This is a genomic window from Flavobacterium hibernum (assembly GCF_000832125.1).
Lineage (GTDB): Bacteria > Bacteroidota > Bacteroidia > Flavobacteriales > Flavobacteriaceae > Flavobacterium > Flavobacterium hibernum.
Map to the genome: position 1 here is coordinate 229776 of NZ_JPRK01000011.1, position 25603 is coordinate 255378.

Sequence of the window (25603 nt, forward strand, 5' to 3'; positions counted from 1 at the left end):
TAAAACGATTATGAAAAAATCAATTTTAAATTTCGTTACAGTTTTTGCATTATCAGGAGCTTTGCTTACAAGCTGTTCTTCTAATGACGATAATGGAAAAAAACCTACTTCTTCGTTTACAGCAGATCCTGCTAACTTTCAAGGAAAAATCACTGATGGCGAAGTAATTCTTGATGCAACTAAAACTTACAAATTAACTGGCGGTATTAGAGTAGAAAATGGTGCTACTTTGACAATTCCTGCTGGAACTGTAATTGAAGGAACAGGCGGAACTGCATCTTACATTGCTGTTGCTCAAGGAGGAAAAATCAACGTAAACGGTACAGCTGCTAAACCAGTTATCATGACTGCTACAACTAAAGCTGCTGGTAAATGGGGTGGATTGGTAATTTGCGGAAAAGCACCAATCAACCGTGATAATGGTAAAACTACTACAGCTACATCTGAAGTTGCTGAATTGACTTATGGTGGAACTATTGCTAATGATAATTCAGGTTCTATTAAGTATTTAAGAATTGAGTACGCTGGTGCTGCTTTCAATACTGAAAAAGAATTCAACGGACTTTCATTCTTTGGAGTTGGTTCAGGTACAGTTGTTGAAAATGTACAAGCTTATTACGGTGCTGATGACGGATTTGAATTCTTCGGAGGAACTGTAAATACTAAAAACTTAATCTCTATCGGTAACGAAGATGACCAATTTGACTGGACTGAAGGTTGGAGTGGAACAAACGAAAACTGGTATGGTAAATTAGATTTCGGAAAAGGAAACAGAGGAATTGAAGCTGATAACTTTGAATTTGGATACGCTTTTGCACCAATTTCTAACCCAACTATCACAAACTTAACTCTTGTTGGTCCTGGAAGTACTGCAGCTGTTGCTAACTTCGCTGAAAACCAAGCTATCAAATTAAGAAGAGGAACTAAAGCTAAAATCTCTAACGTAGTAGTAACTGCTTGGGCAACTGGTGTTGATGTTGAAAACGACGAAACTATTGCTTTTGTTGGTACAGATTTAAAAGTTTCAAGTATCTTATTTCTTGCTGATGTACCTACAAAAACTAAAGGAAAGAAAACAGACGGAACTTCTGCTAGTGTAACTGGTGTAATCACTGAATCTGCAACTGCAACTGGAGCAGGAAACGGTATTGCTCAACCAACATGGGCTGCTGGATGGTCAGTAGGTTTCTAATTAGTTAAAAAGATAAAATGTTAAAAAACATCCTAAATATTTAGGATGTTTTTTTTTGGCGTAGTTTTTGTATTTTTTTTGTATATTTACTGTAATCAAATTCATGCGATGGCAAAAAACTACTTTTATATTACTTTCTTATTGGCATTTTTCTTTACTCTAAGTGTTTCGGCACAAGAGAGTAAGCAATTACCAAAACCTCAAGAGGCAACTACCATTGAGGGATTAAGCTTGTACCCTAATCCAGTTACTAACGGAAAAGTATATATTTCATCTAAAAATGATTTAGAGAAAGAAATTATTGTTTTTGATGTATTAGGTAAAAAAGTACTTCAAACACATATCGTTTCAAGAGAATTAAACGTTTCTGATTTAGTTCCTGGCGTTTATATCATCAAAATAAGCGAAGAAAACGCTACTGCAACCCGAAAGCTCATCATTCGATAAAACATATAAAAAAAAAGCTCCTTTCCGGGAGCTTTTTTAGTTTTCAGTCTCAATTTTCAGTCACAGTTTACTTTGCAACTGAAAACTGAGACTGAGACTGAAAACTTTTTACAATTATACTTACCTTTACACAAAAAAAGTTTTGATTACAGCCAACGATATATTTACCATTTCGAGTCAGAAACAATTTGAAAAAATAGCACTAAAAGTGTTTCGCTTTCAGCACGAGAATAATCAAGTATATCGCGACTTCTGCGACTTCTTGAAAGTAAATCCGCAACAGGTAAAATCTTTGGAACAAATTCCATTCTTGCCAATTCAATTTTTCAAGAGTCATAATGTTGTTTCAAATACAAATCCGGCACAAGTTACCTTCACGAGCAGCGGAACGACAGGAATGATTACAAGTCGTCATTTAGTGACCGATGTTTCCCTGTATGAGGAAAGTTACCGCAGCGGATTTTCGCAATTTTATGGTAACATCGAAGACTACGTTGTTTTAGCTCTTTTACCGTCTTATCTCGAACGTGAGGGATCTTCGCTTATTTACATGGTCGAAGACTTAATAAAACTATCCAATCAATCTGATAGTGGGTTTTATTTGCACAATCACGACGACTTAATTAAAAAACTTACCGAATTAGATAAAGCAGGTCAAAATGTCATTTTAATTGGCGTTACATATGCTTTGCTAGATTTAATAGAAAAACACCAATTTCAACTTCAGAATACCATTATTATGGAAACTGGCGGAATGAAAGGAAAACGCAAAGAAATGATTCGCGAAGAATTACACGAACAGCTTTGTAAAGGTTTTGGAGTTTCTGCAATTCACTCAGAATATGGAATGACTGAACTTTTAGGACAAGCATATTCTTTAGGCGAAGGTATTTTCGAATGTCCATCATGGATGAATATCTTGGTTCGCGATCCCGAAGACGCTCTTACTTATGTAAAAGCCGGAAAAACTGGTGGAATCAACGTTATTGATTTGGCCAATATCAATTCATGCTCGTTTATTGCGACGCAAGATTTAGGCAAAAAATATCCCAACAACTCTTTCGAGGTATTGGGACGTTTTGATAATTCTGATATTCGTGGTTGTAACCTAATGGTTCTTTAATGTTTAATCGTTTATTTGTTAAAATCGTTTAATCGGCTTGAAACCCGATTAAACAATTAACCGATTCAACATTTAAACCACTCTTATCACGAAATAATTCTTCTTTCCACTTTGCAACAATACAAACTGATCGTTAATTAAATCATTTGCTGTTAATACAAAATCTTCTTTTATTTTTTCTCTATTTACAGAAATTGAATTTGCTGTTAAAGCTCTTCTTGCTTCTCCGTTAGATTTAAAGAAACCTGTTTTTTCGTTTAAAACAGTTACAATATCCAATCCGTTTTCTAAATCTGCTTTTGCAATTTCAGCCTGAGGAACTCCGTCAAAAACTTCTAAGAAAGTTTTTTCATCCAACTTCTTCAAATCTTCCGCTGTAGAATTTCCAAACAAAATATTCGAAGCCTGAATTGCTTTTTCTAATTCTTCTTCAGAATGTACAAAAATGGTAATTTCTTCGGCTAATTTTTTCTGTAAAACTCTCAAATGTGGAGCAGCTTTATGCTCTTCAATCAAAGCGTCAATTGTTTCTCTATCTAAAAAAGTAAAGATTTTAATATATTTTTCAGCATCAACATCAGTTGCATTTACCCAAAATTGGTAAAATTTATATACAGATGTTTTATCAGCATCCAACCAAACATTTCCACCTTCAGATTTTCCAAATTTAGAACCATCTGCTTTTGTAATCAAAGGAGTTGTTAAAGCATACGCTTTAGCATTCTCACCACCCATTCTACGAACTAATTCTGTACCCGTGGTAATATTTCCCCATTGGTCAGAACCCCCCATTTGCAAAAGGCAGTTATTGTTTTTATATAAATGATAAAAATCGTATCCTTGAATTAATTGGTATGTAAACTCCGTAAAAGACATTCCTTCACCTTCACCATTAATTCTCTTTTTTACAGAATCTTTCGCCATCATATAATTTACCGTGATACGTTTTCCAACTTCACGCGCAAAATCAATAAACGAGAATTCTTTCATCCAATCATAGTTATTTACCATAACTGGAGCATTTGCTTCTTTTGAATTAAAGTCTAGGAAACGAGACAGAACACTTTTGATTCCGGCAACGTTTTTAGCCAAAGTTTCTTCGTTCAACAAATTTCTTTCGTCAGATTTTCCAGATGGGTCACCAATCATTCCGGTTGCACCACCTACTAAAGCAATTGCTTTATGACCAGTTCTATTTAAATGAACCAATAAAATAATCTGAACCATGCTGCCAATATGCAGCGAATCTGCCGTTGGATCAAAACCTATATATGCCGCAGTTACCTCTTTTAGCAATTGTTCTTCCGTTCCTGGCATGCTATCATGGTACAAACCGCGCCACTTTAATTCTTCAACTAGATTCTTCATTTTTAAAATATTTTGTGCAAATATAATCAATGACAATGGCAATATCAAAAAGCAATGGCAATAACAAAACAAAAACTCTGAACCTCTGCCACTTTGAACTTTTCCCAAAAAACCTTTGCAACTTTGAACCTTTGTCTTTTTGCACCTTTAAACCAAAATCGGTATATTTACAAAATGGTATTAGTAACTGGAGGCACAGGTTTAGTTGGCGCGCATTTATTGCTTCATTTAATTGAAAATGAACAAAATGTTCGGGCTATTTACCGAAATCAAACTAATATCCAAAAAACAAAATCGGTTTTTGAATTGTATAAAAAAGCTGATTTGTTCGACAAAATCAATTGGCTTGAAGCCGATATTTTGGATGTTCCTTCTCTCGAAACTGCTTTTATCAACGTTGATTATGTATATCATTGCGCCGCATTAATTTCATTTGATCCCAAAGATGAAGAGGCGCTTCGAAAGACAAATATTGAAGGAACGGCCAATATGGTCAACTTTTCAATTGCAAAAGGCATTAAGAAATTCTGCTATGTAAGTTCTATCGCGGCTTTGGGAGATTTAGCACAACACGAAGTATCTATTACTGAAGAAACTGATTGGAATCCCGAAAAACCGCACAGTGATTATGCTATTTCTAAATACGGAGCGGAAATGGAAGTTTGGCGCGGACTTCAAGAAGGTTTAGATGTTATTATTGTAAATCCGGGTGTTATTCTGGGACCAATTCCTACAACAAAAATTTTCGATGAAGGCAGCAACGAATTGTATAGAAAAGTCGCCAACGGATTACCCTTTTACACTTTAGGAAGCACTGGTGTTATTACTGTAAATGATGTAGTAAAAATCATGCTTGAATTAATGAAAAGGGACATCAAAAACGAACGCTTTACTTTAATTGCGGACAATATTGTTTTTAGAGATCTTCTCAATACAATTGCCGATACCTTAAAAGTAAAAAGACCAAGCATTCATGCAAAGCCACTATTCATGAACTTTCTTTGGATTGCAGATTTAATATTCTCTACTTTATTCTTTCAAAAAAGGCGTTTTACAAAAGCGACCGCAAAAGCTTCTTACTCTACAAGCTTGTATGCTAATGAAAAAATAAAAACCGCTCTAGGAACGGTTTTTTTAGATGTACATCAGTACATAAAAGATACTTCAAAACTATAGAACTATTTTTTTGACTGTATTATTTTTCTTATTGAATCAACATTTACTTGCTTCATAACGGCCTTAAGAAAATCTTTATTAACCACTTTTTTCTCTTTAGCTTTTAATTTTAAAGCTTTTTTCTCTTCAATCTTTACAATTGAATCGACTGCACGCTGTTCAACCGCTAATCTTTTTCCAATTTGATCAAACATATCTTTATAGTTATCATAATCTGCAGCATAATACATATTACTTTGCGCAAACTGTAAACTATCCACTTTATATTTTTTCAAAATAAACTTCGTTGCATTTGTTTCACTAGAATCTATCGAAGCTGGATTTTGATATTTCATGGCTTCCAAAAGAGAAAGATCATACATAATATCAATCATTTTCTCTTTCTCAATAAGTTTTGCAGGTTGTTTGACCAACTCTTTTTTACAACTTACAGAAAGAAACAAAACCAATACTATAACTATCCAATTTTTCATTTCAGCTTTTTATCTATCAAACAATAATCGTTTTCCTGCGCGAATATCTTTTACTTTAAAATTATTGTAAACCATTTCACCGTTTACAAAAGTATGTGTAATTCTCGATTTAAAAGTATAATTCTCAAAAGGAGACCATCCGCATTTTGCTAAAATATTTTCGGGTTTCACACTCCAAGGCAAACTAGGATTCACGATAACTAAATCTGCAAAATATCCTTCTTTAATAAAACCTCTTTTCTCTATTTTAAAAATCTTCGCAGGATTATGACACATTTTTTCCACGATTTTCTCTACAGAGATCTTCCCTTGATGATGCGCCTCAAACATTGCAACAACTGCATGCTGAACAAGCGGACCTCCAGAAGGCGCTTTTAAGTAGGATTGCATTTTTTCTTCTTTTGTATGAGGAGCGTGATCTGTAGCAATTACATCGATACGTCCGTCATTCAAAGCTTCCCAAAGTGCTTTTCTATCATTTGCTGTTTTTACAGCAGGATTCCATTTAATGAAATTTCCTTTTTTTTTATAATCTTCATCTGTAAACCAAAGATGATGCACACAAACCTCAGCAGTGATTTTTTTATCTTCTAACGGAATTTTATTAGTAAACAATTCCATTTCTTTTGCTGTCGAAAGATGAAAAATATGCAAACGCGCTCCTGTTTTTTTCGCTAAAGCAACTGCTTTTGAAGACGATAAATAACACGCCTCCTCACTACGAATTAAATGATGCGCCGTTACCGGAATATCATCTCCATACTCTTCTTTAAACTTAGCAAGATTTTCCTGAATCGTAGTTTCATCTTCACAATGAACCGCAATTAACATTGGCGTACTTGAGAATATTTTTTCTAAAGTAGCTTCGTTATCAACCAACATATTTCCGGTTGATGAACCAAGAAAAATTTTAATTCCTGCAACATTCTTAGGGTTTGTTTTTAGAACTTCTTCAAGATTATCATTGGTCGCTCCCATCATAAACGAATAATTCGCAAATGATTTTACGGCAGCTATTTGATATTTATCTTCTAATATTTCCTGAGTTACAGCATTTGGAACTGTATTAGGCTGTTCGATAAATGAAGTAATTCCTCCAGCAACCGCAGCTCTTGATTCTGACTCAATATCGCCTTTGTGTGTTAAACCAGGTTCTCTAAAATGCACCTGATCATCAATTGCACCCGGAATTAAATAACTCCCTTCTGCATCAATCACCTTACAATCAGATGATTTCAAACTTATACTGTCTGCCACTTCAACAATTAAGTCGTTTTCAATTAAGACATCTCCTTCAAAAATAGATCCTTCGTTTACTATTTTAGCATTCTTTATTAAAATCCTGTTCATCGCCATGTGTGGTATTATAAGGTATTGAATAATTTTTTTAATCTTAATGAAATTACACCAAGAATAGCTTCTTTGATAATAGCATTACTCATTTTTGAAACTCCTTTTGTTCTATCTGTAAAGATAATAGGAACCTCTTTAATTTCAAATTTGGCACAATAAGTCCTGTACTTCATTTCGATTTGGAAAGCATAACCAACAAATTTAATTTTGTTTAGATTGATTTTTTCTAAAACCTCTCTTTTATAACAAACAAAACCTGCAGTTGCATCATGAATTTTCATTCCGGTAATAAACTTTACATAAACTGATGCAAAATAAGACATCAAAACACGACTTAACGGCCAGTTTACAACATTTACACCAGTAACATAACGTGATCCAATAGCTAAATCTGCTCCACCAAAATGGCAAGCATCAAATAGTTTTTCAAGATCGTTGGGGTTATGTGAAAAATCGGCATCCATTTCAAAAATGAAATCATATTTACGTTCCAAAGCCCATTTAAAACCGTGAACATAAGCAGTACCTAATCCAGATTTTTTGGCTCTTTTTTCTAAAAATAACCTGTCTGGAAATTCTTCCTGCAATGCAACCACTTTATTAGCGGTAAAATCCGGCGAATTATCATCAATTATTAAAAGATGAAAAGGTTTATGTTGCGAAAGTACAGCTCTAACTATACTTTCAATATTTTCAATTTCGTTATAAGTGGGGATTATGACAATACAATCATTCATTTTTCTGAGTAATTTCATCGCAAAAGTAAACTTTTTATAGCATTTGATTCATAATAAATATATAATAAAAGTATTGAGACAAAAAATTACTAATTTTGCATCGCTATGATTGAACAACTTCATCCCCGAATTCTGGAAAACAAAGACTGGGCTACGCTTTTATTCGTAGTTACCTTTGCTGTTGTTGCTATGACAAAATCAGCTTATGAAACTAGATTTAGCGAATTCAGCAAACTAATTTTCTCAGACAAATACGCTAAAATTTATAGAGATAACAACCATCTTAAAAGTAGTTTTACTGTTGGTTTATTCTTTGTCCAAATTGTTTCTTATGCATTCTTCATTCAATTGACTATGCATATTTTTGGATACGCCTCAAAAACAGACTGGGTTCTCTTTATTCAGATCGCTACATTTTTGCTATACTTTATTCTAGGAAAGTTTTTAATTGAAAAAATTGTAGCAACTTCTTTTAATATTGATGAATTTGCAGACCTTTTTAACTTACAAAAAGTAACTTACAGAACTTATATTGGCGTTTTAATCCTTCCTATTAATGCAGTTTTGTTTTATTATGACAATATTCCGAAAATTATACCGCTAGCAATCATAGGTATTTCGCTGTGTATTAGCCTCTACTCATATTATATTTCAATAAAAACGTATCAAAATGCAATAATCAGTAAGTTATTTTATTTTATTTTATATCTTTGCGCTCTTGAAATAGCCCCTTATTATTTCATGTATTATTGGATTACAAAAGAGGCGGCTTAGTAAATGTTTATAATATGAAAGTGAAAACAATTTTGGTGTCACAGCCTGAACCTAAAGTGGAAAATTCTCCTTACTTTGAGCTCCAACAAAAACACAAAATAAAAATTGATTTCAGACCATTTATTCATGTGGAAGGGGTTAATGCAAAAGAGATTCGATTACAAAAAATCGATCTTAATCACTATACTGCCATAATTTTGACGAGCCGTAATGCGGTAGATCACTTTTTTAGAGTAGCTGATGAAATGCGTTATAAAGTTCCTGAAGGATTGAAATATTTTTGTCAATCTGAAGCAGTTGCGTTTTACCTACAAAAATATGTAGTATACAGAAAGCGTAAGATTTATGTGGGAGCAAAAGATTTTGCAGATTTATCTCCGCTTATCAAAAAATATAAGGACGAAAAATTCTTACTACCAGCATCTGATCAATTAAATGCAGATGCACCTATCACTTTAAACAATCTAAAAGTAGACTGGGCTCAAGCTGTTTTTTACAAAACCGTAATGAGTGACTTATCTGATCTTGCTGATGTTTATTATGATGTTTTAGCTTTTTTCAGTCCAACCGGAATCAAATCGTTGTTTAAAAACTTCCCTGATTTCAAACAAAACGATACCAGAATTGCTGTTTTTGGAAGCACTACTCAAAAAGAAGCTCTTGATCATGGTTTAAGAATCGATATTCTTGCTCCAACTCCTGAAACTCCTTCGATGACAATGGCTTTAGAAAAATATATCGCAGAAGCAAACAAAGGAAAATAATCCTTCAAAATATTCAATTTTTAAAATTCCAAATTTCAGCTTTATTGTTGAGATTTGGATTTTTTATTTTTAAAGTATTCACATCAACATTTTTCTCTCACGGTTGAAACCGTGAACTACAAACTAAAACACTACAAAACTCCAATTATCACTCAATTATTGGAATTTGGAATTTCAAGAATTGTAATTTTATTTTCACAGCATTTTCATTACATTTGATTTCTAACTAAAACCCAATTAACTAAAATTAGTTTCAAATCACAACCCAAATGAAAATTAACTCCCTAATTATTGAAATTGACGGTATCGACAAAGAAATCTTACGCTATTTAATGGATGATGCTCGAAAACCTATTTTACAAATCGCAAATAAAATAGGCATTTCTGGAGCTGCAATACATCAACGCTTAAAGAAACTAGAACAATCTGGCGTAATATCCGGTTCTAAATTTACCGTAAACCCAAAAGTTTTAGGATATAACACAATGGCATTCATTGGCGTTTACCTTGATAAAGCTTCAAGAAACTCTGAAGCTGTAAAAGATTTAAAGAAAATACCTGAAGTTCTGGAATGTCATTATACCACAGGAAACTGGTCTGTTTTAATAAAAATCATCTGTCGTGATAACGAACACTTAATGCAGCTTTTAAATACCAAAATTCAAGCTATTGAAGGTGTTTCAAGAACTGAAACTTTCATTTCATTAGATCAACAAATTGACAGACAGATTCAACTATAAATTAGAAAATGTGGCAAATAGAAAATTAGACAATTTTAAAACACTATGACAAATATTAGAACCGAAATTAAAACTTTAGTGTTTTTTGTTGCTTATTTCGCAACAGTCTTCATTTGTACCAAATTAGACCCTGGAGGTCCGTGTACACCAGGTATGGGTGGCGCTTTGTTATTTCTCTCCATTCCGATAAGCCTTATTTATTTGATAATTCTTTTTTACAAATTATACAAATCAGAAGACCGACAATACCTAAACTCTATCTACATCTTGACAGGAATATGGATTTTATTTTTCTTTCTTTTAAAATTAAACGTATAAACCCTAAAAACAACAAACCCGACAGGTTTTAAAAACCAGTCGGGTTTAGCAAATTATCTCATTGACTAAATTATCTCATTAAATTAATCCCTCCTATTACTTCCTGAATAAATCGAGATATAGTATAACAACGTTGCTATTGATCCAAGAGCAGCTACAAGATAAGTTCTTGCTGCCCATTTTAAGGCATCTTTAGCGCCCGCTTGTTCTTGCTGTGTTAGCATGTGTTTATTTTCTAACCAAGCCAAAGCTCTGTTACTTGCATCATACTCTACAGGCAAAGTTACAATCGAAAATAAAGTTGTAACCGCAAAAAGTATTATCCCAATTAATAACAATTGAGGAAAAACCTGAATCATTAAGATTCCTGCCAACAAAATCCATTGCATGAAATTTGACGCAACGCTTACAATTGGCACTAACTTAGAACGCATGATTAACCACTCGTACCCAAGCGCATGCTGTACAGCATGACCACACTCATGTGCCGCCACAGCCGCAGCTGCTGCATTACGATGATTATAAACAGCTTCGCTTAAATTAACCGTTTTATCTTCCGGATTATAATGATCTGTTAATCGGCCCGGAGTCGAAATAACACGAACATCTGTAATTCCGTTATCGGCTAGCATTTTTTCTGCAATTTCAGCACCACTCATTCCGTTTCTCAGTTGCAGCTTTGAGTATAATTCAAATTTACTTTTCAGTTTAGCACTAACCATCCAGCTAAACAGCATGATTAATCCCGCAATAATTATATATCCACTTCCCATATCTTTTATTTTTTTGATTGATTTTTAAAGTTACAAAACAAATCGCAATTTCTGAACCAAACTAAAAAAATGTCATTTTGTCACTTTACAAGACAATCTAACATTAAAAAGAAGCTAAAAAAAAATGCAAAGTACAGAAGTTTTATACTCGCAAAAACTCGAGACCAAAAAGCCTTTCCTTCAACCTTATCATTTAGAGGAACGCGAAATCACACACAGAATTTCACATAGATTTTCATCAATCTTTACTGAATTACAAGTGTGATTTCTCGTTCCTTGAAACAACAAATTAACCTCAAAAAAAAAGTATAAAAAAAATCCCAAACCCCAACAAAAGTTGGAATTTGGAATTTTTATATTAGAATTTATTTGATTATCCAACCAAATTGATAATTTTTCCAGGAACAATAATTACTTTATTTGGCGTTTTACCATCTAATTGCTTCAAAGTTCTTTCATCTTTCATAATAATTTCTTCGATTTGTTCCTTGGTTAATTCCAAAGGCAACTCGATCGTGAAACGCATTTTTCCGTTAAAAGAAACTGGATATTCTTTATTTGTCTCTACCAAATGTTTAGCTTCAAAAACAGGGAAAGGAACTTCAGAAATTGAAGTTGTATTTCCTAATTGCAACCATAATTCTTCAGCAATATGTGGTGCGTAAGGTGAAACTAAAATTGCCAACGGCTCTAAAATTGCACGAGAATGACAGTTTTGAGAAGACAATTCATTTACACAAATCATAAACTGAGAAACCGATGTATTAAAAGAGAAACTCTCAATATCTTCTGCTACTTTTTTGATGGTTTTATGCAATGATTTCAAGTTGTCTTTTGTTGGTTCGTTGTTGTTTACAATTAAACCGTTATCATCAAAATACAATCTCCATAATTTTTTCAGGAAACCAAAAACTCCCGAAATCCCAGCAGTATTCCACGGTTTAGCTTGTTCTAGTGGCCCTAAAAACATTTCATACAAACGCAAAGTATCAGCACCATATTCATTACAAATATCATCTGGAGTTACTACATTATAGTATGATTTCGACATTTTTTCGACTTCACGCCCTACAATGTATTTTCCGTTTTCCTCTAAAATAAGCTCAGCATCAATATAATCTTTTCTCCAAGATTTAAATCTCTCAACATTCAACTCATCAGAGGAATTAACCATTGAAACGTCGACGCGAATAGGAATAGCTGAACCAGATTTAGATATTTTAACAGATGCTGATTTCTTAAGTTCTTCACTCAATAAAGATGTCAAATAATTTCCCTTTTCTTCAATTTCTTTAACCAAATTACGCTTTAAGATTAAGTCAGTTTCACTAAGAACAGAGTCTTCTTTTTCTAGCAACTCTTTCTTATTTTTTGAAATAAAAACCTCTGGTATATTACTTATTTCTCCCTTGTTTTCTCCAATTCTCCCAAAAAGATGACGACCGAGCCTGTAAACATAAGCAGTTGTACCTAAAATCATTCCCTGATTAATCAGTTTTTTGAATGGTTCTTCGGTTGGAGCAAAACCTTTGTCTTTTAAAAATTTATTCCAAAAACGAGAATACAATAAATGTCCGGTTGCGTGCTCGCTTCCTCCAATATACAAATCGACACTTTCCCAATACTTCAACGCTTCTTTGCTTGCAAATTCGGTTTCGTTGTGCGCATCCATATAACGCATCCAATACCATGAACTTCCAGCCCAACCTGGCATTGTATTCAATTCAAGTGGAAAAATTGTTGCATTGTCTACTAAATCAGTATTGACAACTTTATTATTTGATGTATCCCAAGCCCAAACAGTTGCATTTCCTAATGGAGGCAAACCATCTTCGGTTGGTAAATATTTTTCTACTTCTGGCAAAATGATTGGCAAATGCTGCGCATCAATCATTTTTGGCAATCCGTTTACATAATAAACCGGAAAAGGCTCTCCCCAATAACGTTGACGAGAGAAAACAGCATCACGTAAACGGTAATTTGTTTTTCCTGTTCCTTGATTTATTTTTTCTAAAGCTGTAATTGCAGCCTGAGTAGCTTCTTTATAATTTAATCCGTTTAAGAAATCAGAATTAGCGATTTCGACATTGTCTTTAGAACCGTAAGCTGCTTCAGAAATATCAACATTTGCAAAAATGTTCTTGATTGGAGGCATTCCTCCCGAAGCCTCGGGATTACCTTTAAAGAAATTAGCAAAAGCATAATCTCTCTCGTCTCCACAAGGAACCGCCATTACAGCACCAGTTCCATAACCTGCCAAAACATAATCTCCAATCCAAACCGGAATGGCTTCTTTTGTAAAAGGGTGTTCAGCATAAGCTCCGGTAAATACACCTGAAATAGTTTTTACATCGGCCATACGCTCACGCTCTGAACGTTTTGCTGTTTTCTCGATATAAGCTTCGATTTCTCCTCTTTGCTCTTCAGTAACTATTTTAGAAACTAGAGGATGTTCTGGAGCCAAAGTCATAAAAGTCACTCCAAAAATAGTATCAGGTCTTGTAGTGAATACATCTATAACCTCATCGTGATTTTTTACATGAAACGACACCATCGCACCTACAGATTTTCCAATCCAGTTACGTTGACTTTCTTTTATTGATTCACTCCAATCGATATCATTTAACCCTTGAAGCAAACGCTCTGCATAAGCAGAAATTCGCATACTCCATTGTGTCATTTTTTTACGAATTACGGGATATCCTCCACGCTCAGAAACTCCGTTTACGATTTCGTCATTTGCCAAAACCGTTCCTAAACCAGGACACCAGTTTACTTCTGTTTCAGCCAAATAAGTCATTCTATATTGCAAAAGGATTTTTTCTTTTTGATCTTCAGAATAAGAATTCCATTCGGAAGCAGTAAAAATAGCAACATTATCATCGCACACAGCTTCTACTAAAGCATTCCCACTTTCCTCAAAAACAGTTACAAGCTCTGAAACATCAAATGCTTTTCCTTGTTTTTTGCAATACCATGAATTAAATAATTGAATAAAAATCCATTGTGTATGTTTGTAATAATCAGGATTTGAAGTTCGTACTTCACGACTCCAATCAAATGAAAATCCAATTTTATCTAATTGTTTTCTATAACCGGCAATTTGCTTCCCTTCTTTATCTACTCCTCCATCAATATTTACACGTGTAGTATCTTCAGGACGTTGTCCTGTTTGAATAGCATATTGTTCTGCAGGCAATCCAAAACTATCATAACCCATTGGATGTAAAACATTGAAACCTTGATGTCTCTTAAAACGAGAGTATACATCTGACGCTATGTAACCCAGCGGATGCCCAACGTGTAATCCCGCTCCTGACGGATAAGGAAACATATCTAAAACATAATGCTTAGGTTTATCAGAATTATTACTTGCAGCAAAAGTTTGGTTTTTAGCCCAATATTTTTGCCATTTTTCTTCGATTTCGTTTGGATTGTATTTCATTATAAAAAGGTTCAAAGTTGCAAAGTGACAAAGGCTCTAAGGTTTTGGCACTTAATTAAGACCGCAAATTTACATTTATTGTACGAAAGTTAAAACTTTGGTCGTTATTAACTTCAAATAAAGAAATTCTTTATTATTTTTACCACATAATTTAAGCAAACTATGAGTTCTAACTTTGATAAATTTCAAAAGCGCAGGTTAATTTCCTCTTATTTTTCAGTTGTATTAAGTGTATTCTTGGTTTTATTCCTTTTGGGAGTACTGGGATTATTCATTATCAATTCTAAAAAACTAGCTAATGATTTTAAAGAAAAAATCGCAATGACGGTTTTCTTTAAAAACGAAGCTAATGATAGTGTAATAAAAGCATTTAACACTGAATTGAAAAGGGCTCCTTTTGCAAAATCTTATGCTTACGTTTCGAAAGAAAAAGCAGCAAAAGAACATACCGATATTATTGGAGAAGACTTTTTGACCTTTTTAGGAGAAAATCCGTTATTGAACTCATACGATATTCACTTAAAAGCAGACTACGTTGAAAGAGACAGTATTACTAAAATCGAAAGTAGCTTGCGTCAAAACACTATGATTGAAGATATTGTTTACGACAAACAATTGGTTAATTTAGTAAATGATAACATAAAAAAAGTAAGCATGTGGATTTTGATTATTAGCGGTTTTCTTGCTGTAATTGCCGTTTTATTAATCAATAGTTCATTACGTTTATCCATACACTCAAACCGTTTTATCATTAAAACGATGCAAATGGTTGGGGCAACAAAATCATTTATTCGTAAACCGTTTGTAATGCGTAGTGTAAAATTAGGAATGTTGGGTGCAGGATTGGCTATTGTAGCCTTGATTGGTCTTTTATTTTATGTAGAAACCAATTTTCCTGGATTAGGAATTCTAGAAGACAAAGCCTTAATTGGATTAGTATTACTTGCTGTTTTTGGTTTAGGCGTATTAATTACTTGGGTAAGTACTCACTTTGCAACACAACGTTTCTTAAACCTAAGAACAGACGATCTTTACTAAAAAGTATTCAGTCTCAGTTTTTAGTTTATTGTAAAAACAAATATCCTTTGACCTAATTTAGAGGAACAACAACAAAAGAAATAAAATGAAAAATAACAATATCGAAGAGCAACAAACGCAAAAACAAGAATTTCTTTTTGATGGAATTAATTATAAAATTCTTCTTATCGGAATTGGTGTTATTGCACTAGGTTTTATCTTAATGTCTGGCGGAGGAAGTAACGATCCAAACGTTTTTAATGAAGATGTTTTTAGCTTCAGACGTATTCGTTTAGCGCCAACAACCGTTTTAATTGGTTTTGGAATCACGATTTATTCAATCTTCAAAAAATCTAAATAGATTTTCTTTAGACTGCTTAGACAATTTAGATCTTTAGGTTATTAGATTAATCTTTTTAAAAAAGTCTGACATCTAGGAAGCCTAAATAATCTAACAATCAAAATTAAATGAACACAATACAAGCTATCGTTCTTGCCATAATTGAAGGAATCACAGAATTTTTACCTGTTTCTTCAACTGGCCACATGATTATTGCCTCTTCTTTTTTTGGAATTGCTCATGATGATTTCACCAAACTTTTTACAATTGTTATCCAGCTTGGTGCAATATTATCTGTAGTAGTTTTATATTTCAAACGTTTTTTTCAAACGCTTGACTTTTACTTTAAACTTTTAGTTGCTTTTATTCCGGCAGTCGTTTTGGGACTATTATTAAGTGATTTTATTGATGGCTTATTAGAAAATCCGGTTACAGTTGCTGTTTCACTTTTAATTGGTGGAATAATTTTATTAAAAGTTGACGAATGGTTTAACACACCAAACATTGCCGAATCAGCTCAAGAAATCACCTATTTGCAAGCTTTTAAAATTGGATTATTTCAGTGTCTTGCAATGATCCCAGGAGTTTCACGAAGCGGAGCCAGTATTGTAGGTGGAATGTCTCAAAAGCTGAGCAGAACAACTGCGGCCGAATTTTCATTCTTTTTAGCAGTTCCAACCATGTTAGGCGCAACTGCAAAAAAATGCTACGATTACTATAAAGCTGGTTTCGAATTATCTCACGATCAAGTTAACTTATTAGTTATCGGAAACGTAGTTGCTTTTATTGTAGCGCTTTTAGCCATCAAAACCTTCATTGGTTTCTTGACTAAAAATGGCTTTAAAGTTTTTGGTTATTACCGTATCATTGCCGGAATCATTTTATTATTGATTCACTTTTTAATTCATCCTCTTACGATTATATAATGACTCCTGAAGAATATTTAAACGGACAAGTTTTATTGATTGACAAACCTTTAAAATGGAGTTCGTTTCAAGCTGTCAATAAATTAAAATATCTTTTAATAAACAAAGTTGGACTTCCTAAAAAGTTCAAAATTGGTCATGCCGGAACTTTAGATCCTTTGGCCACAGGATTGTTATTGATTTGTACGGGAAAATTCACGAAACGAATTTCGGAACTGCAAGGTCAAGCCAAAGAATATACTGGAACTTTTTATATTGGAGCCACTACTCCATCGTATGATTTAGAAACAGAAATCGACGAGACTTTTCCAACTTCTCATATTGACGAAGCTTTGATTCATGAAACTGTTAAACAGTTTTTGGGCGAAATCGATCAGAAGCCACCAATTTTCTCTGCGATTAAAAAAGACGGAGTTCGTTTGTACGAACATGCACGAGCTGGAGAAACTGTAGAGATTGCAAGCAGAAAAACTACTATTCACGAATTTGAAATTACCAGAATTGCTTTACCCGAAATCGATTTTAGAGTAGTTTGTAGCAAAGGAACTTATATACGTTCTTTAGCTTTTGACTTTGGAAAAGCTATGAATTCGGGATCTCATTTAACTGCTTTACGCCGAACTAAAATTGGCGATTATGATGTGAAAAATGCGATTGATATTACTTTATTTGAAGAAAGTCTTAAATTAGAATAAATGAAAAAGCACATTACAATATAAAAATAGTAATGTGCCAACTTCTACATAAAAGTAGTGTTACTTCATAGTTTATCTTTTTTAGAGTTAATAATTACATACATTTTTTCCTCCAAACAATAAACTAGAAAAATAATCGTAAAACCTTTCGAACAACTTTTTCATAATAGTGTATTTTTTAATTGTTAAACAATAAATAAACACCAATAAAAAGAGCAAATCAAAAAGTAAATAATAGAAGTGGGATTACACCACTAATATACAAAAAAAATAACCCTCTTTAAAACAGTATGATATTTATTATCAACAGTTTAACAACAATAAAACGTTCTAAACACTCCCTAACAATCAAAGCCTGTTATACTTTATATTCTCCATAATCTCTACTAATTCTTGCTGAACCGAAATTCCTTTATCAGCCAAATACCATAATTGTAAATCAGTCTTGATCTTATCATCAATTACACCAAAATCTCGTTTGTAATTTGCCATTAACTCCGTCGCTCCTTTTGGTCTTGGCCCCCAATCTGCACGAACAATCCCAGCCTCTTTACAAACTACAATTACTTTTGGAATAGCTCTTCCTCCATTTGTCAAATATTGATTCATTAATTCCTCGTTTTGATCTCTTAGAACAATTCGAAGATCGATCTTTTTATCTGACTCTGCCGCCATTTTATTAAGTATAGGAAGTATTTGAGCTGCATCGCCACACCAGCCTTCAGAAAGTACCAACCAAAAATAATGATTGTCTAAGTTTTGTAGTTTTGAAATTACATCTTCAGAAATTTTGATGGTTTTTTCAAGTCGATTCATTCGGGCTTCGTTTAAACGCGAATAATTTGTCAAACTTTCAGATTGCTCATTACCGGTTGACTTTCCTTCTAACAATAAATCGGTCACTAATTTTCGATATTCGGCATAGGAATAACTGTGAAATAATGCTTTTGCTACAGTGCTTTTCATACTTGTTTCGTTTTGAATATGATAAATTTACAAATTTTAAAAGTTGCTTAGATGACTTTTATCATATTCAATTCAAATAAGTCGTAAAAGTCTTTATAAATTTAAATTCACAAAGAGCAATTATTTTTTTGCAAACATTATTTTTAAAAATCAGAATATGTCTATATTTGCACAAATTAACGCAACACACACATGAAATATAAAAGAATTCTTCTAAAACTTAGCGGCGAGGCATTAATGGGTGATTTACAATACGGAATTGACCCTAAAAGATTAGCTGAATATGCTGAAGAAATTAAGCAAATTCACAGCAAAGGAGTAGAAATTGCTATTGTTATTGGAGGAGGAAATATTTTTAGAGGCGTTGCTGGTGCAAGCGCAGGTATGGATAGAGTACAAGGCGATTATATGGGAATGCTAGCAACTGTAATTAACGGTATGGCATTACAAGGCGCTCTTGAAGACAAAGGAATGAAGACTCGTTTGCAAACTGCTTTAAAAATGGAATCTATTGCAGAACCATACATTAAAAGAAGAGCAGATCGTCATCTTGAAAAAGGAAGAATTGTAATTTTTGGTGCCGGTACAGGAAATCCATACTTTACAACTGATACTGCAGCAGTTTTAAGAGGAATTGAAATCAATGCTGATGTTATCCTAAAAGGAACTCGTGTTGATGGTGTTTATGATTCTGATCCTGAAAAAAATGCTTCGGCTGTAAAATTTGATTTTATTTCGTTTGACGATGTAATCAAAAAAGGATTAAATGTAATGGACACAACTGCTTTTACTTTAAGTCAGGAAAACAAATTACCAATCCTTGTTTTTGATATGAACAAAATTGGAAATTTATTAAAAATCTGCGAAGGCGAAAATATCGGAACAGTAGTAAGCATCTAAATTGTTTCATTATCAAAAGTAAGATTCAAAAAAAAATAAGAAACCATATTAGTTAGTAAATTAGAGAAGTTAATTTTTTCTTGAAAATCAAAAAATTAATCATCTATCCCATCCCGAAGTTTTTGGGATTGGACAAAAAATCTAAAAAAAATGACGGAAGAAATAGACTTTATATTAGATAGTACAGAAGAATCAATGAATGGTTCGATTGCGCATTTAGAGAAAGAATTCCTAAACATTCGTGCAGGGAAAGCTTCTCCTGCAATGCTAGGAAGTGTTTTTGTAGATTACTACGGATCAGCAACACCACTTTCGCAAGTGGCAAAAATTAGTGTTCCGGACGCAAGAACGATCACTTTGCAGCCTTTTGAAAAAAATATGCTACAAGTAATCGAAAAAGCAATTATGGTTGCCAATATTGGCTTTAACCCAATGAATAATGGTGATGTAATTATCATTAGTGTTCCGCCTTTGACAGAAGATCGTCGTAGAGAATTGGCAAAGCAAGCAAAATCTGAAGCTGAAGATGCTAAAATTGGTGTTCGTAACGTACGTAAAGACGCTAATAGTGATATTAAAAAATTAGAAAAAGAAGGAACTTCTGAAGATATTTGTAAATCTGCAGAAGAACAAGTTCAAAACTTAACAAATACTTACATCAAAAAAATCGATGAATTATTGGCTGCGAAAGAAGCTGAAATCATGAAGGTGTAGTTCTAATTCGACACAAAATAAAAAATCCGTTTAGTTAAATTGTACTAGACGGATTTTTTTATTCTTATTTTTGCATACCAAAATCATTTTGTTTACGTTTTTGAAATTATAATTCTCTCTATGAAGCTATTCTGTCTGTTGACTTTGTTTTTCACGCTTACAATCCAAGCGCAATTTCAAATAAACGGAATTGTAACCGATTCAAACAATAAACCGCTTCCTTTTGCCACTATTACCACTTCTGACAATCATAATACAATTACTGATGTTGACGGAAAATTTACACTAAACTATCTTGTAAAAGCAAATCATTTTTTGGTTTCTTATATTGGTTTTCAATCGAGAACAATTGAAATTCTTGATCAAAAAAAATTCTATTCAATATCGCTTTCACAAAAAACAGATGACTTAAAAGAGGTTATTATTTCTAATGAAAACCCTGCTTTAACGATTATTAAAAAAGTAATTGCGAATAAAGACAAAAACAATCCGCAAAAAAAACTAAGCAGTTTTCAATACAAAAGCTACAATAAATTAATTGTTACTGCCAATCCGGACTCTATTGACGGAAGAATTGATTCATCTGCAGCATACAAAGATTTTGATAAAAAACGAATCAACATCGATTCTTCAGATTATAAATTCAAAGAAATAATAAGCAAGCAACATTTATTTCAGACCGAAAAAATTTCGCAATATCAGTTTGGAAACCATAAATTAAAAGAAACTATTCTAGGTACTAAAATGGCTGGTTTTAAACAACCCATCTACGAAGTCATTGCGTTTAATCTTCAGTCGATTTCTATTTATGGTGTCAAATACGAGTTATTCGAAACCAAATACGAAAACCCAATTTCGAATGGCGCTCCATCAAGTTACAATTACAAACTTTTAGACACTGTAAACATAAAAGGCCGTGATACTTATATGATTTACTTTAAAAATAAACAAAAAAGAAAATCATCCGGACTTGAGGGCGTTTTGTATATTGATCAGGAAAATTTTGCGGTTGCTAAAGCCGTTATGCGTATAAAAGGTGTTTTGGACATTAGTGGAATTCATGAATTTGAATATGTTCCAAGCGAGAAATTATGGTTTCAGAGTAACACAACATTTAAAATCGTAAAAGGAAAAAACGACGATGATATTAAGATTTTAGGCGGAACGATACAATTTGATGGAGATGTTGAAGACAATTTTGAACCGAGAAAAAAATCGGCTTCAGATTTTACTTATTTACTTTCTGAGAGTAATAATTTCGATATTCATTACAATACAAATGAGCCTATAAAAAATCCAGCTCTTTATATCGAAATTAAAGACGATGCCAGCAAAAAACCTGAAGCTTTCTGGAATGAGTACAGAAAAGAAAGTCTTGACCTAAAAAGCCAAAAAACGTACCAATTACTGGATAGCATTTCGATCAAGAAAAGAATTGAAAACCGTTTGGGTCTTGGGCGAAAAATTATCAATGGTTACGTCCCTATTGGTCCGGTTGACCTGGATTTGAAAAAGATTATCAGTTTTAACAATTATGAAGGTTTTAGACTTGGTCTTGGCGGAATTACTAATGATCGTTTTTCTAAGAATTTCAGGATTGAAGGATATTCTGCTTACGGAACAAAAGACGGAGAATTCAAATACAGTCTGGGAACGGGTGTTTTATTGGACAAAAATACTAATACGTGGGTAAACGGATATTATACTGATGATGTTCGCGAGATTGCGAGTACCTTTTTTGCGGTCGACAAACGTGTTTTTAAGATTTATGATCCACGCCCAATCAACATTAGTACTTTTTATAAATATACGGGCTGGCGAGCAAATGTTCAATCTAAAATTGTTCCTAAGACCGAGGCTGTTTTAGAACTCGCACGAACATATGTGCAACCAGAATTTGATTATCTCTTTAATTACAACGGAAAACTGTATTCTAATTACATCATGACCACCGCAATGGTTTCGATTGTTTGGGCTCCTTTTAGCGATTTCATGCAAACGCCTACAGGAAGAACTGAATCTGATAAAAGGTTTCCTAGATTTACTTTTCAGTACACACAATCTCTACCGAATGTTTTAGAAAATGATTTCACTTTTGGAAAAATTGATTTTAAAACAGAATATGAAAAGAACTATTTAAACGGTCAAAAAACAAGTTTACTTTTACAAGGAGGTTATGCAATGGGCGATGTTCCGCTTACGCATTTATACAATACGATGCCTAACAACTTAACCAAAGAAACCATAATTCAACGTATTACTTTTGCAGGAAGAAACAGTTTTGAAACGATGTTTTTTAACGAGTTTTTCTCGAGCCAATATATCTTCTTTCAAATTAAGCACGGCTTTGACCGTATTAGAATACTTAAAAAAGTTCGTCCTTCTCTAGTTCTGGTTACAAGAATGGCTTGGGGAAATATGGAAAATCCTGAGCAGCATGTTGGTCCAGAATACAAAACTCTTGACAAAGGTTTCTTTGAATCCGGAATTGAACTAAACAAAATTTACAAAGGCTTCGGTCTTGGCGGATTCTATCGTTATGGTCCAAATCAATTATTAAAATTTGAGGATAATATAGCGGTTAAGATTTCTTATGTTTTGGATTTGGGATTATAACTTAAAGTTAAATTCCAAACTCTAATTATCTTCAATCTTGTCATCCTGAGCGAAGTCGAAGGACATGCAAGTAGCTTGACAAAGATTGGCGATATTCTCTGAGGAGTTTCTTGTGGGACTTCAACTTCGCTCAGTCTGACATACGCTAACAAAACCTGCTATAAAAAAATCCGTATAAATCCGTGTTTTCGCATTAGCGAATCCGTATCATCCGCGTGTCATCCCGCAATCTCCAAAATCCTCAAAAAAAAATCCCAAACCCCAATCAATAAAATTGGAATTTGGAATTTAAAAATATTAAAATTTATTTTCCTTTTATGGTTTCAAAATCAAAACAGACGGTGTATTATTCAACCATGTACTTTGAGATTCTATTAGTTTTTTCCAACTGTCCAAACTAATAATCATCATATTCTGATTTTCTAAAAACTCTTTCTTTATGATTCTGTCGTGCATAATCATAATATGATTTGGTGCTATTTGCTCGATTGAGCGAATAGTTTCCTGAATATCGCGTGTACTTTTTACTTCTCCACTTGCATCAAGAACCGTAATTTGCGATCCATTATTATTGATTAACTTTTTAGCATATTCAATCAAGAAAGCGTCTTCTTTACTAAAAATCGGAATGAAAACCTGATTGACTTCTTCTAAATCTTTATCAATAAAAATTCCCACCGGCATTTTACTTTTTGCAATAATATGACGCGTTCTTTCGTCAAAAGGAGAGTTTTCAAACAAACCTTCTTTTCCTGTAAATTTATCGATCAAACGATCCGGATTCACAATTCTTGTGGTAAAACCAAGAATCTTTCCAAGTAAAGTTCCCTCAAAAATAGATTGCCCTAATCCAACTAACAATAAGTCATAATCACCTTGATTTGCTGTATCAATAATATCAGTATCAATATCGTTTGTGACTTTAAAAACACTCACCATATTTTGGCTCAATCGCTCTGACTCTTCGATAACAGGCACCAACATTTTGCGTTCATGATCTTTTACATCAAACGAATGTATCTCGGTACTTAACGACAAATGCATTGCTGTTACAATCGAATTATCGCCTTGCTTCTTCACTAAGCTATTTGCGATTTTCAACAATTTCTTTCCTCTTTCCGGAGTCGCAAACGAAAGTAAAATTTTGTATTTGCTTTTATTTCCAATTTCCTGCGGAACTACGGTTGCTTTATCTTTAAAAATAAATCCAATAAAATCTAGTGCCGGCCCAGTCATAAAAGTAGTTACTAACGCCATAATTACCATCATAGTAAAAATTTCTGTTGATAAAACTCCTAAGTCGTAACCAATATTTAGAACTACCAACTCCATTAAACCACGAGTATTCATTAAAGCTCCAATTGCCAAACTATCTTTCCAGCTTTGTCCAACAAATTTTGCTGCAAACGCACTTCCTAAAAATTTACCTGCAACAGCAACAGCAATAATTACAGCAGTAACTTTCCATAAATAAGGATCGTTTAGTAACCCAATTTGTGTACGTAAACCGGTAAAAACAAAGAACAATGGTAATAATACAATAATGGCAACATCTTCTACTTTTTCGATAAATATATTTCTAAATTTATTGTTTTCCGGCATAATTGCTCCCGCTAAAAACGCTCCAAATAAAGCATGGATTCCAATTAATTCAGATGCGTATGCAGAAAACAAAAGCGTTAAAAAGAAAATAGCAACAACAGGTTTGTTCAAACTTTCGCGAGTTGAATTTAAATCACCCACACGTTTTAAGAACGGACGAACTATTTTTAACATCACTATTACGTACAAAATAGCCAAACCAATCACGTACAATGAACTCGTAAACGAACCTGCTTTTACAATAGCAATTACAACTGCCAAAATACACCAAGCTGTAATATCATCCGCAGCAGCACAAGTAATGGCAATAGTTCCAAGTTTTGTTTTTTGCATGCCTCGTTCCTGAACAATTCTGGCCAGAACTGGGAAAGCTGTTATACTCATCGCAATTCCCATGAATAAACCAAAAGATGCGAATTCTACACCAACAGGCGCAAAAGTATGGTAGATAAAATAAGCTAATGATAGACCCAGGGCAAAAGGGATAACGATACTTGCATGACTGATAACAACAGCATCATGCGCTTTATTTTTTAATACTTTCAAATCCAATTCCATACCAATAACGAACATGAAAAGGATTAAACCAATTTGACTTAGGAATTGAAGATTTCCTAAAGATTCTTTTGGAAACAATGCGGCTGAGAATTCAGGAAAATACATTCCGACCAAAGATGGCCCTAAAACAATACCTGCAATCATTTCTCCAATTACAGAAGGCTGTCCAATTTTTCTAAAAACCCATCCAAACAAACGAGCCACTAAAATAATAGTAACGATTTGCGCTAGTAAAATAGCTAAGGGATGTTGTAGATTTTCGACCATCGAATGAAGAAAATCATTCCAATGATTGCTTTCAATTTTTTTCTTAATAATTCCCCGACCCACTTCGAGTGATGCACCTTTTGAGATTACCCAATATATTAAAGCAGTAAAACCGCCAATAACAGTAACATAAAATAAGGAGTTTTTAATGTTATTCATAACTCATTTTTTTGATTTATTGCTGCAAATATCAGAACTGAAAACGAAGTGAAAGCGTAAATTTACATCTAATTTTTAATGTATGTAATAAGTCGGAAAAACTTTGTAATAAGTTGCAAAATCAATCTATTTCTAATCCAAATTGAAAGCTTTTATCACC

At 33.4% G+C, this 25603-nt stretch carries 23 protein-coding genes; 15 read left to right on the top strand and 8 right to left on the bottom strand.

The features are described from left to right. Positions 1-10 precede the first annotated feature (10 nt). The 3 genes from IW18_RS13840 to IW18_RS13850 all read left to right on the top strand — a co-directional run bounded on the left by IW18_RS13840 (position 11) and on the right by IW18_RS13850 (position 2762). Positions 11-1192 carry a hypothetical protein gene (locus IW18_RS13840; protein ID WP_041518471.1) on the top strand — a complete coding sequence of 394 codons (1182 nt, stop codon included), beginning with the start codon at positions 11-13 and terminating at the stop codon, positions 1190-1192. 108 nt (positions 1193-1300) lie between these two features. After that, complete coding sequence (locus IW18_RS13845; RefSeq protein ID WP_041518472.1) at positions 1301-1639, top strand: T9SS type A sorting domain-containing protein; 339 nt, start codon at positions 1301-1303, stop codon at positions 1637-1639. Between the two features lie 142 nt (positions 1640-1781). Beyond that, positions 1782-2762, top strand: a complete 981-nt coding sequence (locus IW18_RS13850; RefSeq protein WP_041518473.1) for a LuxE/PaaK family acyltransferase — start codon at positions 1782-1784, stop codon at positions 2760-2762. Between the two features lie 72 nt (positions 2763-2834). On the opposite strand, the gene tyrS is transcribed toward IW18_RS13850, so the two are convergent. Continuing rightward, the gene (gene tyrS, locus IW18_RS13855; protein ID WP_041518474.1) at positions 2835-4130 is read right to left on the bottom strand and encodes a tyrosine--tRNA ligase; all 1296 of its coding nucleotides are present in this window, start codon (positions 4128-4130) and stop codon (positions 2835-2837) included. A 174-nt stretch (positions 4131-4304) separates the two neighbouring features. Between tyrS and IW18_RS13860 the strand changes: the two genes are divergently transcribed. Further along, a complete protein-coding gene (locus tag IW18_RS13860; RefSeq protein WP_041518475.1) occupies positions 4305-5306 on the top strand; it encodes an NAD-dependent epimerase/dehydratase family protein in 1002 nt (333 codons plus the stop codon). Between the two features lie 2 nt (positions 5307-5308). Here IW18_RS13860 and IW18_RS13865 read toward each other — a convergent pair whose 3' ends face one another. The 3 genes from IW18_RS13865 to IW18_RS13875 are packed head-to-tail and all read right to left on the bottom strand — an operon-like array spanning position 5309 to position 7869. Beyond that, the gene (locus tag IW18_RS13865; RefSeq protein ID WP_041518476.1) at positions 5309-5779 is read right to left on the bottom strand and encodes a DUF4296 domain-containing protein; all 471 of its coding nucleotides are present in this window, start codon (positions 5777-5779) and stop codon (positions 5309-5311) included. 9 nt (positions 5780-5788) lie between these two features. Continuing rightward, positions 5789-7129: a dihydroorotase gene (locus IW18_RS13870; RefSeq protein WP_041518477.1), complete on the bottom strand. Its 1341-nt coding sequence runs from the start codon at positions 7127-7129 to the stop codon at positions 5789-5791. A 14-nt stretch (positions 7130-7143) separates the two neighbouring features. Continuing rightward, positions 7144-7869, bottom strand: coding sequence for a polyprenol monophosphomannose synthase (locus tag IW18_RS13875; RefSeq protein WP_041518478.1), 726 nt, complete (start codon positions 7867-7869; stop codon positions 7144-7146). Positions 7870-7974: 105 nt separating this feature from the next. Here IW18_RS13875 and IW18_RS13880 point away from each other — a divergent pair, with 105 nt between their 5' ends. From IW18_RS13880 to IW18_RS23110, 4 genes are all read left to right on the top strand, one after another. Continuing rightward, positions 7975-8643: a DUF4271 domain-containing protein gene (locus IW18_RS13880; RefSeq protein WP_041518479.1), complete on the top strand. Its 669-nt coding sequence runs from the start codon at positions 7975-7977 to the stop codon at positions 8641-8643. 14 nt (positions 8644-8657) lie between these two features. Beyond that, entirely contained in the window at positions 8658-9407 is a 750-nt protein-coding gene (locus IW18_RS13885) for a uroporphyrinogen-III synthase (protein ID WP_041518659.1), read from the top strand. Between the two features lie 269 nt (positions 9408-9676). Continuing rightward, positions 9677-10147 (top strand): Lrp/AsnC family transcriptional regulator, encoded by a 471-nt coding sequence (locus tag IW18_RS13890; protein ID WP_041518480.1) that lies wholly within the window; start codon positions 9677-9679, stop codon positions 10145-10147. A 45-nt stretch (positions 10148-10192) separates the two neighbouring features. Next, positions 10193-10465 carry a hypothetical protein gene (locus tag IW18_RS23110; protein ID WP_123902548.1) on the top strand — a complete coding sequence of 91 codons (273 nt, stop codon included), beginning with the start codon at positions 10193-10195 and terminating at the stop codon, positions 10463-10465. An 83-nt stretch (positions 10466-10548) separates the two neighbouring features. Here the strand turns inward: IW18_RS23110 and IW18_RS13895 are convergent, their stop codons facing one another. Beyond that, entirely contained in the window at positions 10549-11238 is a 690-nt protein-coding gene (locus IW18_RS13895; RefSeq protein WP_041518481.1) for a zinc metallopeptidase, read from the bottom strand. 373 nt (positions 11239-11611) lie between these two features. Continuing rightward, positions 11612-14683 carry a leucine--tRNA ligase gene (locus IW18_RS13900; protein ID WP_041518482.1) on the bottom strand — a complete coding sequence of 1024 codons (3072 nt, stop codon included), beginning with the start codon at positions 14681-14683 and terminating at the stop codon, positions 11612-11614. A 162-nt stretch (positions 14684-14845) separates the two neighbouring features. Between IW18_RS13900 and IW18_RS13905 the strand changes: the two genes are divergently transcribed. The 4 genes from IW18_RS13905 (at position 14846) to truB (ending at position 17661) form a co-directional block, all read left to right on the top strand. Next, entirely contained in the window at positions 14846-15721 is an 876-nt protein-coding gene (locus IW18_RS13905) for a cell division protein FtsX (RefSeq protein WP_041518483.1), read from the top strand. Between the two features lie 85 nt (positions 15722-15806). Further along, entirely contained in the window at positions 15807-16061 is a 255-nt protein-coding gene (locus IW18_RS13910) for a DUF3098 domain-containing protein (protein WP_041518484.1), read from the top strand. A gap of 107 nt (positions 16062-16168) precedes the next feature. Further along, a complete protein-coding gene (locus tag IW18_RS13915; protein WP_041518485.1) occupies positions 16169-16966 on the top strand; it encodes an undecaprenyl-diphosphate phosphatase in 798 nt (265 codons plus the stop codon). Next, positions 16966-17661 carry a tRNA pseudouridine(55) synthase TruB gene (truB, locus tag IW18_RS13920; RefSeq protein ID WP_041518486.1) on the top strand — a complete coding sequence of 232 codons (696 nt, stop codon included), beginning with the start codon at positions 16966-16968 and terminating at the stop codon, positions 17659-17661. The genes IW18_RS13915 and truB overlap by 1 nt, the downstream gene beginning before the upstream one ends. Positions 17662-18009: 348 nt before the next feature. Here truB and IW18_RS13925 read toward each other — a convergent pair whose 3' ends face one another. Continuing rightward, positions 18010-18627, bottom strand: coding sequence for a thioredoxin family protein (locus IW18_RS13925; protein ID WP_041518487.1), 618 nt, complete (start codon positions 18625-18627; stop codon positions 18010-18012). A gap of 192 nt (positions 18628-18819) precedes the next feature. On the opposite strand from IW18_RS13925, the gene pyrH reads away from it, so the two are divergent. From pyrH to IW18_RS13940, 3 genes are all read left to right on the top strand, one after another. Beyond that, entirely contained in the window at positions 18820-19527 is a 708-nt protein-coding gene (gene pyrH / locus IW18_RS13930) for a UMP kinase (protein ID WP_041518488.1), read from the top strand. 150 nt (positions 19528-19677) lie between these two features. Continuing rightward, on the top strand, positions 19678-20241 hold the full coding sequence (frr, locus tag IW18_RS13935) for a ribosome recycling factor (protein ID WP_041518489.1): 564 nt from the start codon (positions 19678-19680) through the stop codon (positions 20239-20241). 120 nt (positions 20242-20361) lie between these two features. Then, positions 20362-22857: a DUF5686 family protein gene (locus IW18_RS13940; protein ID WP_041518490.1), complete on the top strand. Its 2496-nt coding sequence runs from the start codon at positions 20362-20364 to the stop codon at positions 22855-22857. 315 nt (positions 22858-23172) lie between these two features. Here the strand turns inward: IW18_RS13940 and IW18_RS13945 are convergent, their stop codons facing one another. Continuing rightward, entirely contained in the window at positions 23173-25443 is a 2271-nt protein-coding gene (locus tag IW18_RS13945) for a cation:proton antiporter (RefSeq protein ID WP_041518491.1), read from the bottom strand. Between the last annotated feature and the right edge of the window lie 160 nt (positions 25444-25603).

Excerpts from the sequence above, each read along its gene's own strand:
- IW18_RS13925 (WP_041518487.1), bottom strand. The coding sequence starts at position 18,627 with ATGAAAAGCACTGTAGCAAAAGCATTATTTCACAGTTATTCCTATGCC.
- IW18_RS13845 (WP_041518472.1), top strand. The coding sequence starts at position 1,301 with ATGGCAAAAAACTACTTTTATATTACTTTCTTATTGGCATTTTTCTTT.
- IW18_RS13905 (WP_041518483.1), top strand. The coding sequence starts at position 14,846 with ATGAGTTCTAACTTTGATAAATTTCAAAAGCGCAGGTTAATTTCCTCT.
- IW18_RS13910 (WP_041518484.1), top strand. The coding sequence starts at position 15,807 with ATGAAAAATAACAATATCGAAGAGCAACAAACGCAAAAACAAGAATTT.
- IW18_RS23110 (WP_123902548.1), top strand. The coding sequence starts at position 10,193 with ATGACAAATATTAGAACCGAAATTAAAACTTTAGTGTTTTTTGTTGCT.
- IW18_RS13880 (WP_041518479.1), top strand. The coding sequence starts at position 7,975 with ATGATTGAACAACTTCATCCCCGAATTCTGGAAAACAAAGACTGGGCT.
- tyrS (WP_041518474.1), bottom strand. The coding sequence starts at position 4,130 with ATGAAGAATCTAGTTGAAGAATTAAAGTGGCGCGGTTTGTACCATGAT.
- IW18_RS13860 (WP_041518475.1), top strand. The coding sequence starts at position 4,305 with ATGGTATTAGTAACTGGAGGCACAGGTTTAGTTGGCGCGCATTTATTG.
- IW18_RS13915 (WP_041518485.1), top strand. The coding sequence starts at position 16,169 with ATGAACACAATACAAGCTATCGTTCTTGCCATAATTGAAGGAATCACA.
- IW18_RS13900 (WP_041518482.1), bottom strand. The coding sequence starts at position 14,683 with ATGAAATACAATCCAAACGAAATCGAAGAAAAATGGCAAAAATATTGG.
- IW18_RS13885 (WP_041518659.1), top strand. The coding sequence starts at position 8,658 with ATGAAAGTGAAAACAATTTTGGTGTCACAGCCTGAACCTAAAGTGGAA.
- truB (WP_041518486.1), top strand. The coding sequence starts at position 16,966 with ATGACTCCTGAAGAATATTTAAACGGACAAGTTTTATTGATTGACAAA.
- IW18_RS13940 (WP_041518490.1), top strand. The coding sequence starts at position 20,362 with ATGAAGCTATTCTGTCTGTTGACTTTGTTTTTCACGCTTACAATCCAA.
- IW18_RS13865 (WP_041518476.1), bottom strand. The coding sequence starts at position 5,779 with ATGAAAAATTGGATAGTTATAGTATTGGTTTTGTTTCTTTCTGTAAGT.
- IW18_RS13870 (WP_041518477.1), bottom strand. The coding sequence starts at position 7,129 with ATGAACAGGATTTTAATAAAGAATGCTAAAATAGTAAACGAAGGATCT.
- IW18_RS13945 (WP_041518491.1), bottom strand. The coding sequence starts at position 25,443 with ATGAATAACATTAAAAACTCCTTATTTTATGTTACTGTTATTGGCGGT.
- IW18_RS13840 (WP_041518471.1), top strand. The coding sequence starts at position 11 with ATGAAAAAATCAATTTTAAATTTCGTTACAGTTTTTGCATTATCAGGA.
- frr (WP_041518489.1), top strand. The coding sequence starts at position 19,678 with ATGACGGAAGAAATAGACTTTATATTAGATAGTACAGAAGAATCAATG.
- IW18_RS13875 (WP_041518478.1), bottom strand. The coding sequence starts at position 7,869 with ATGAATGATTGTATTGTCATAATCCCCACTTATAACGAAATTGAAAAT.
- IW18_RS13895 (WP_041518481.1), bottom strand. The coding sequence starts at position 11,238 with ATGGGAAGTGGATATATAATTATTGCGGGATTAATCATGCTGTTTAGC.
- IW18_RS13890 (WP_041518480.1), top strand. The coding sequence starts at position 9,677 with ATGAAAATTAACTCCCTAATTATTGAAATTGACGGTATCGACAAAGAA.
- pyrH (WP_041518488.1), top strand. The coding sequence starts at position 18,820 with ATGAAATATAAAAGAATTCTTCTAAAACTTAGCGGCGAGGCATTAATG.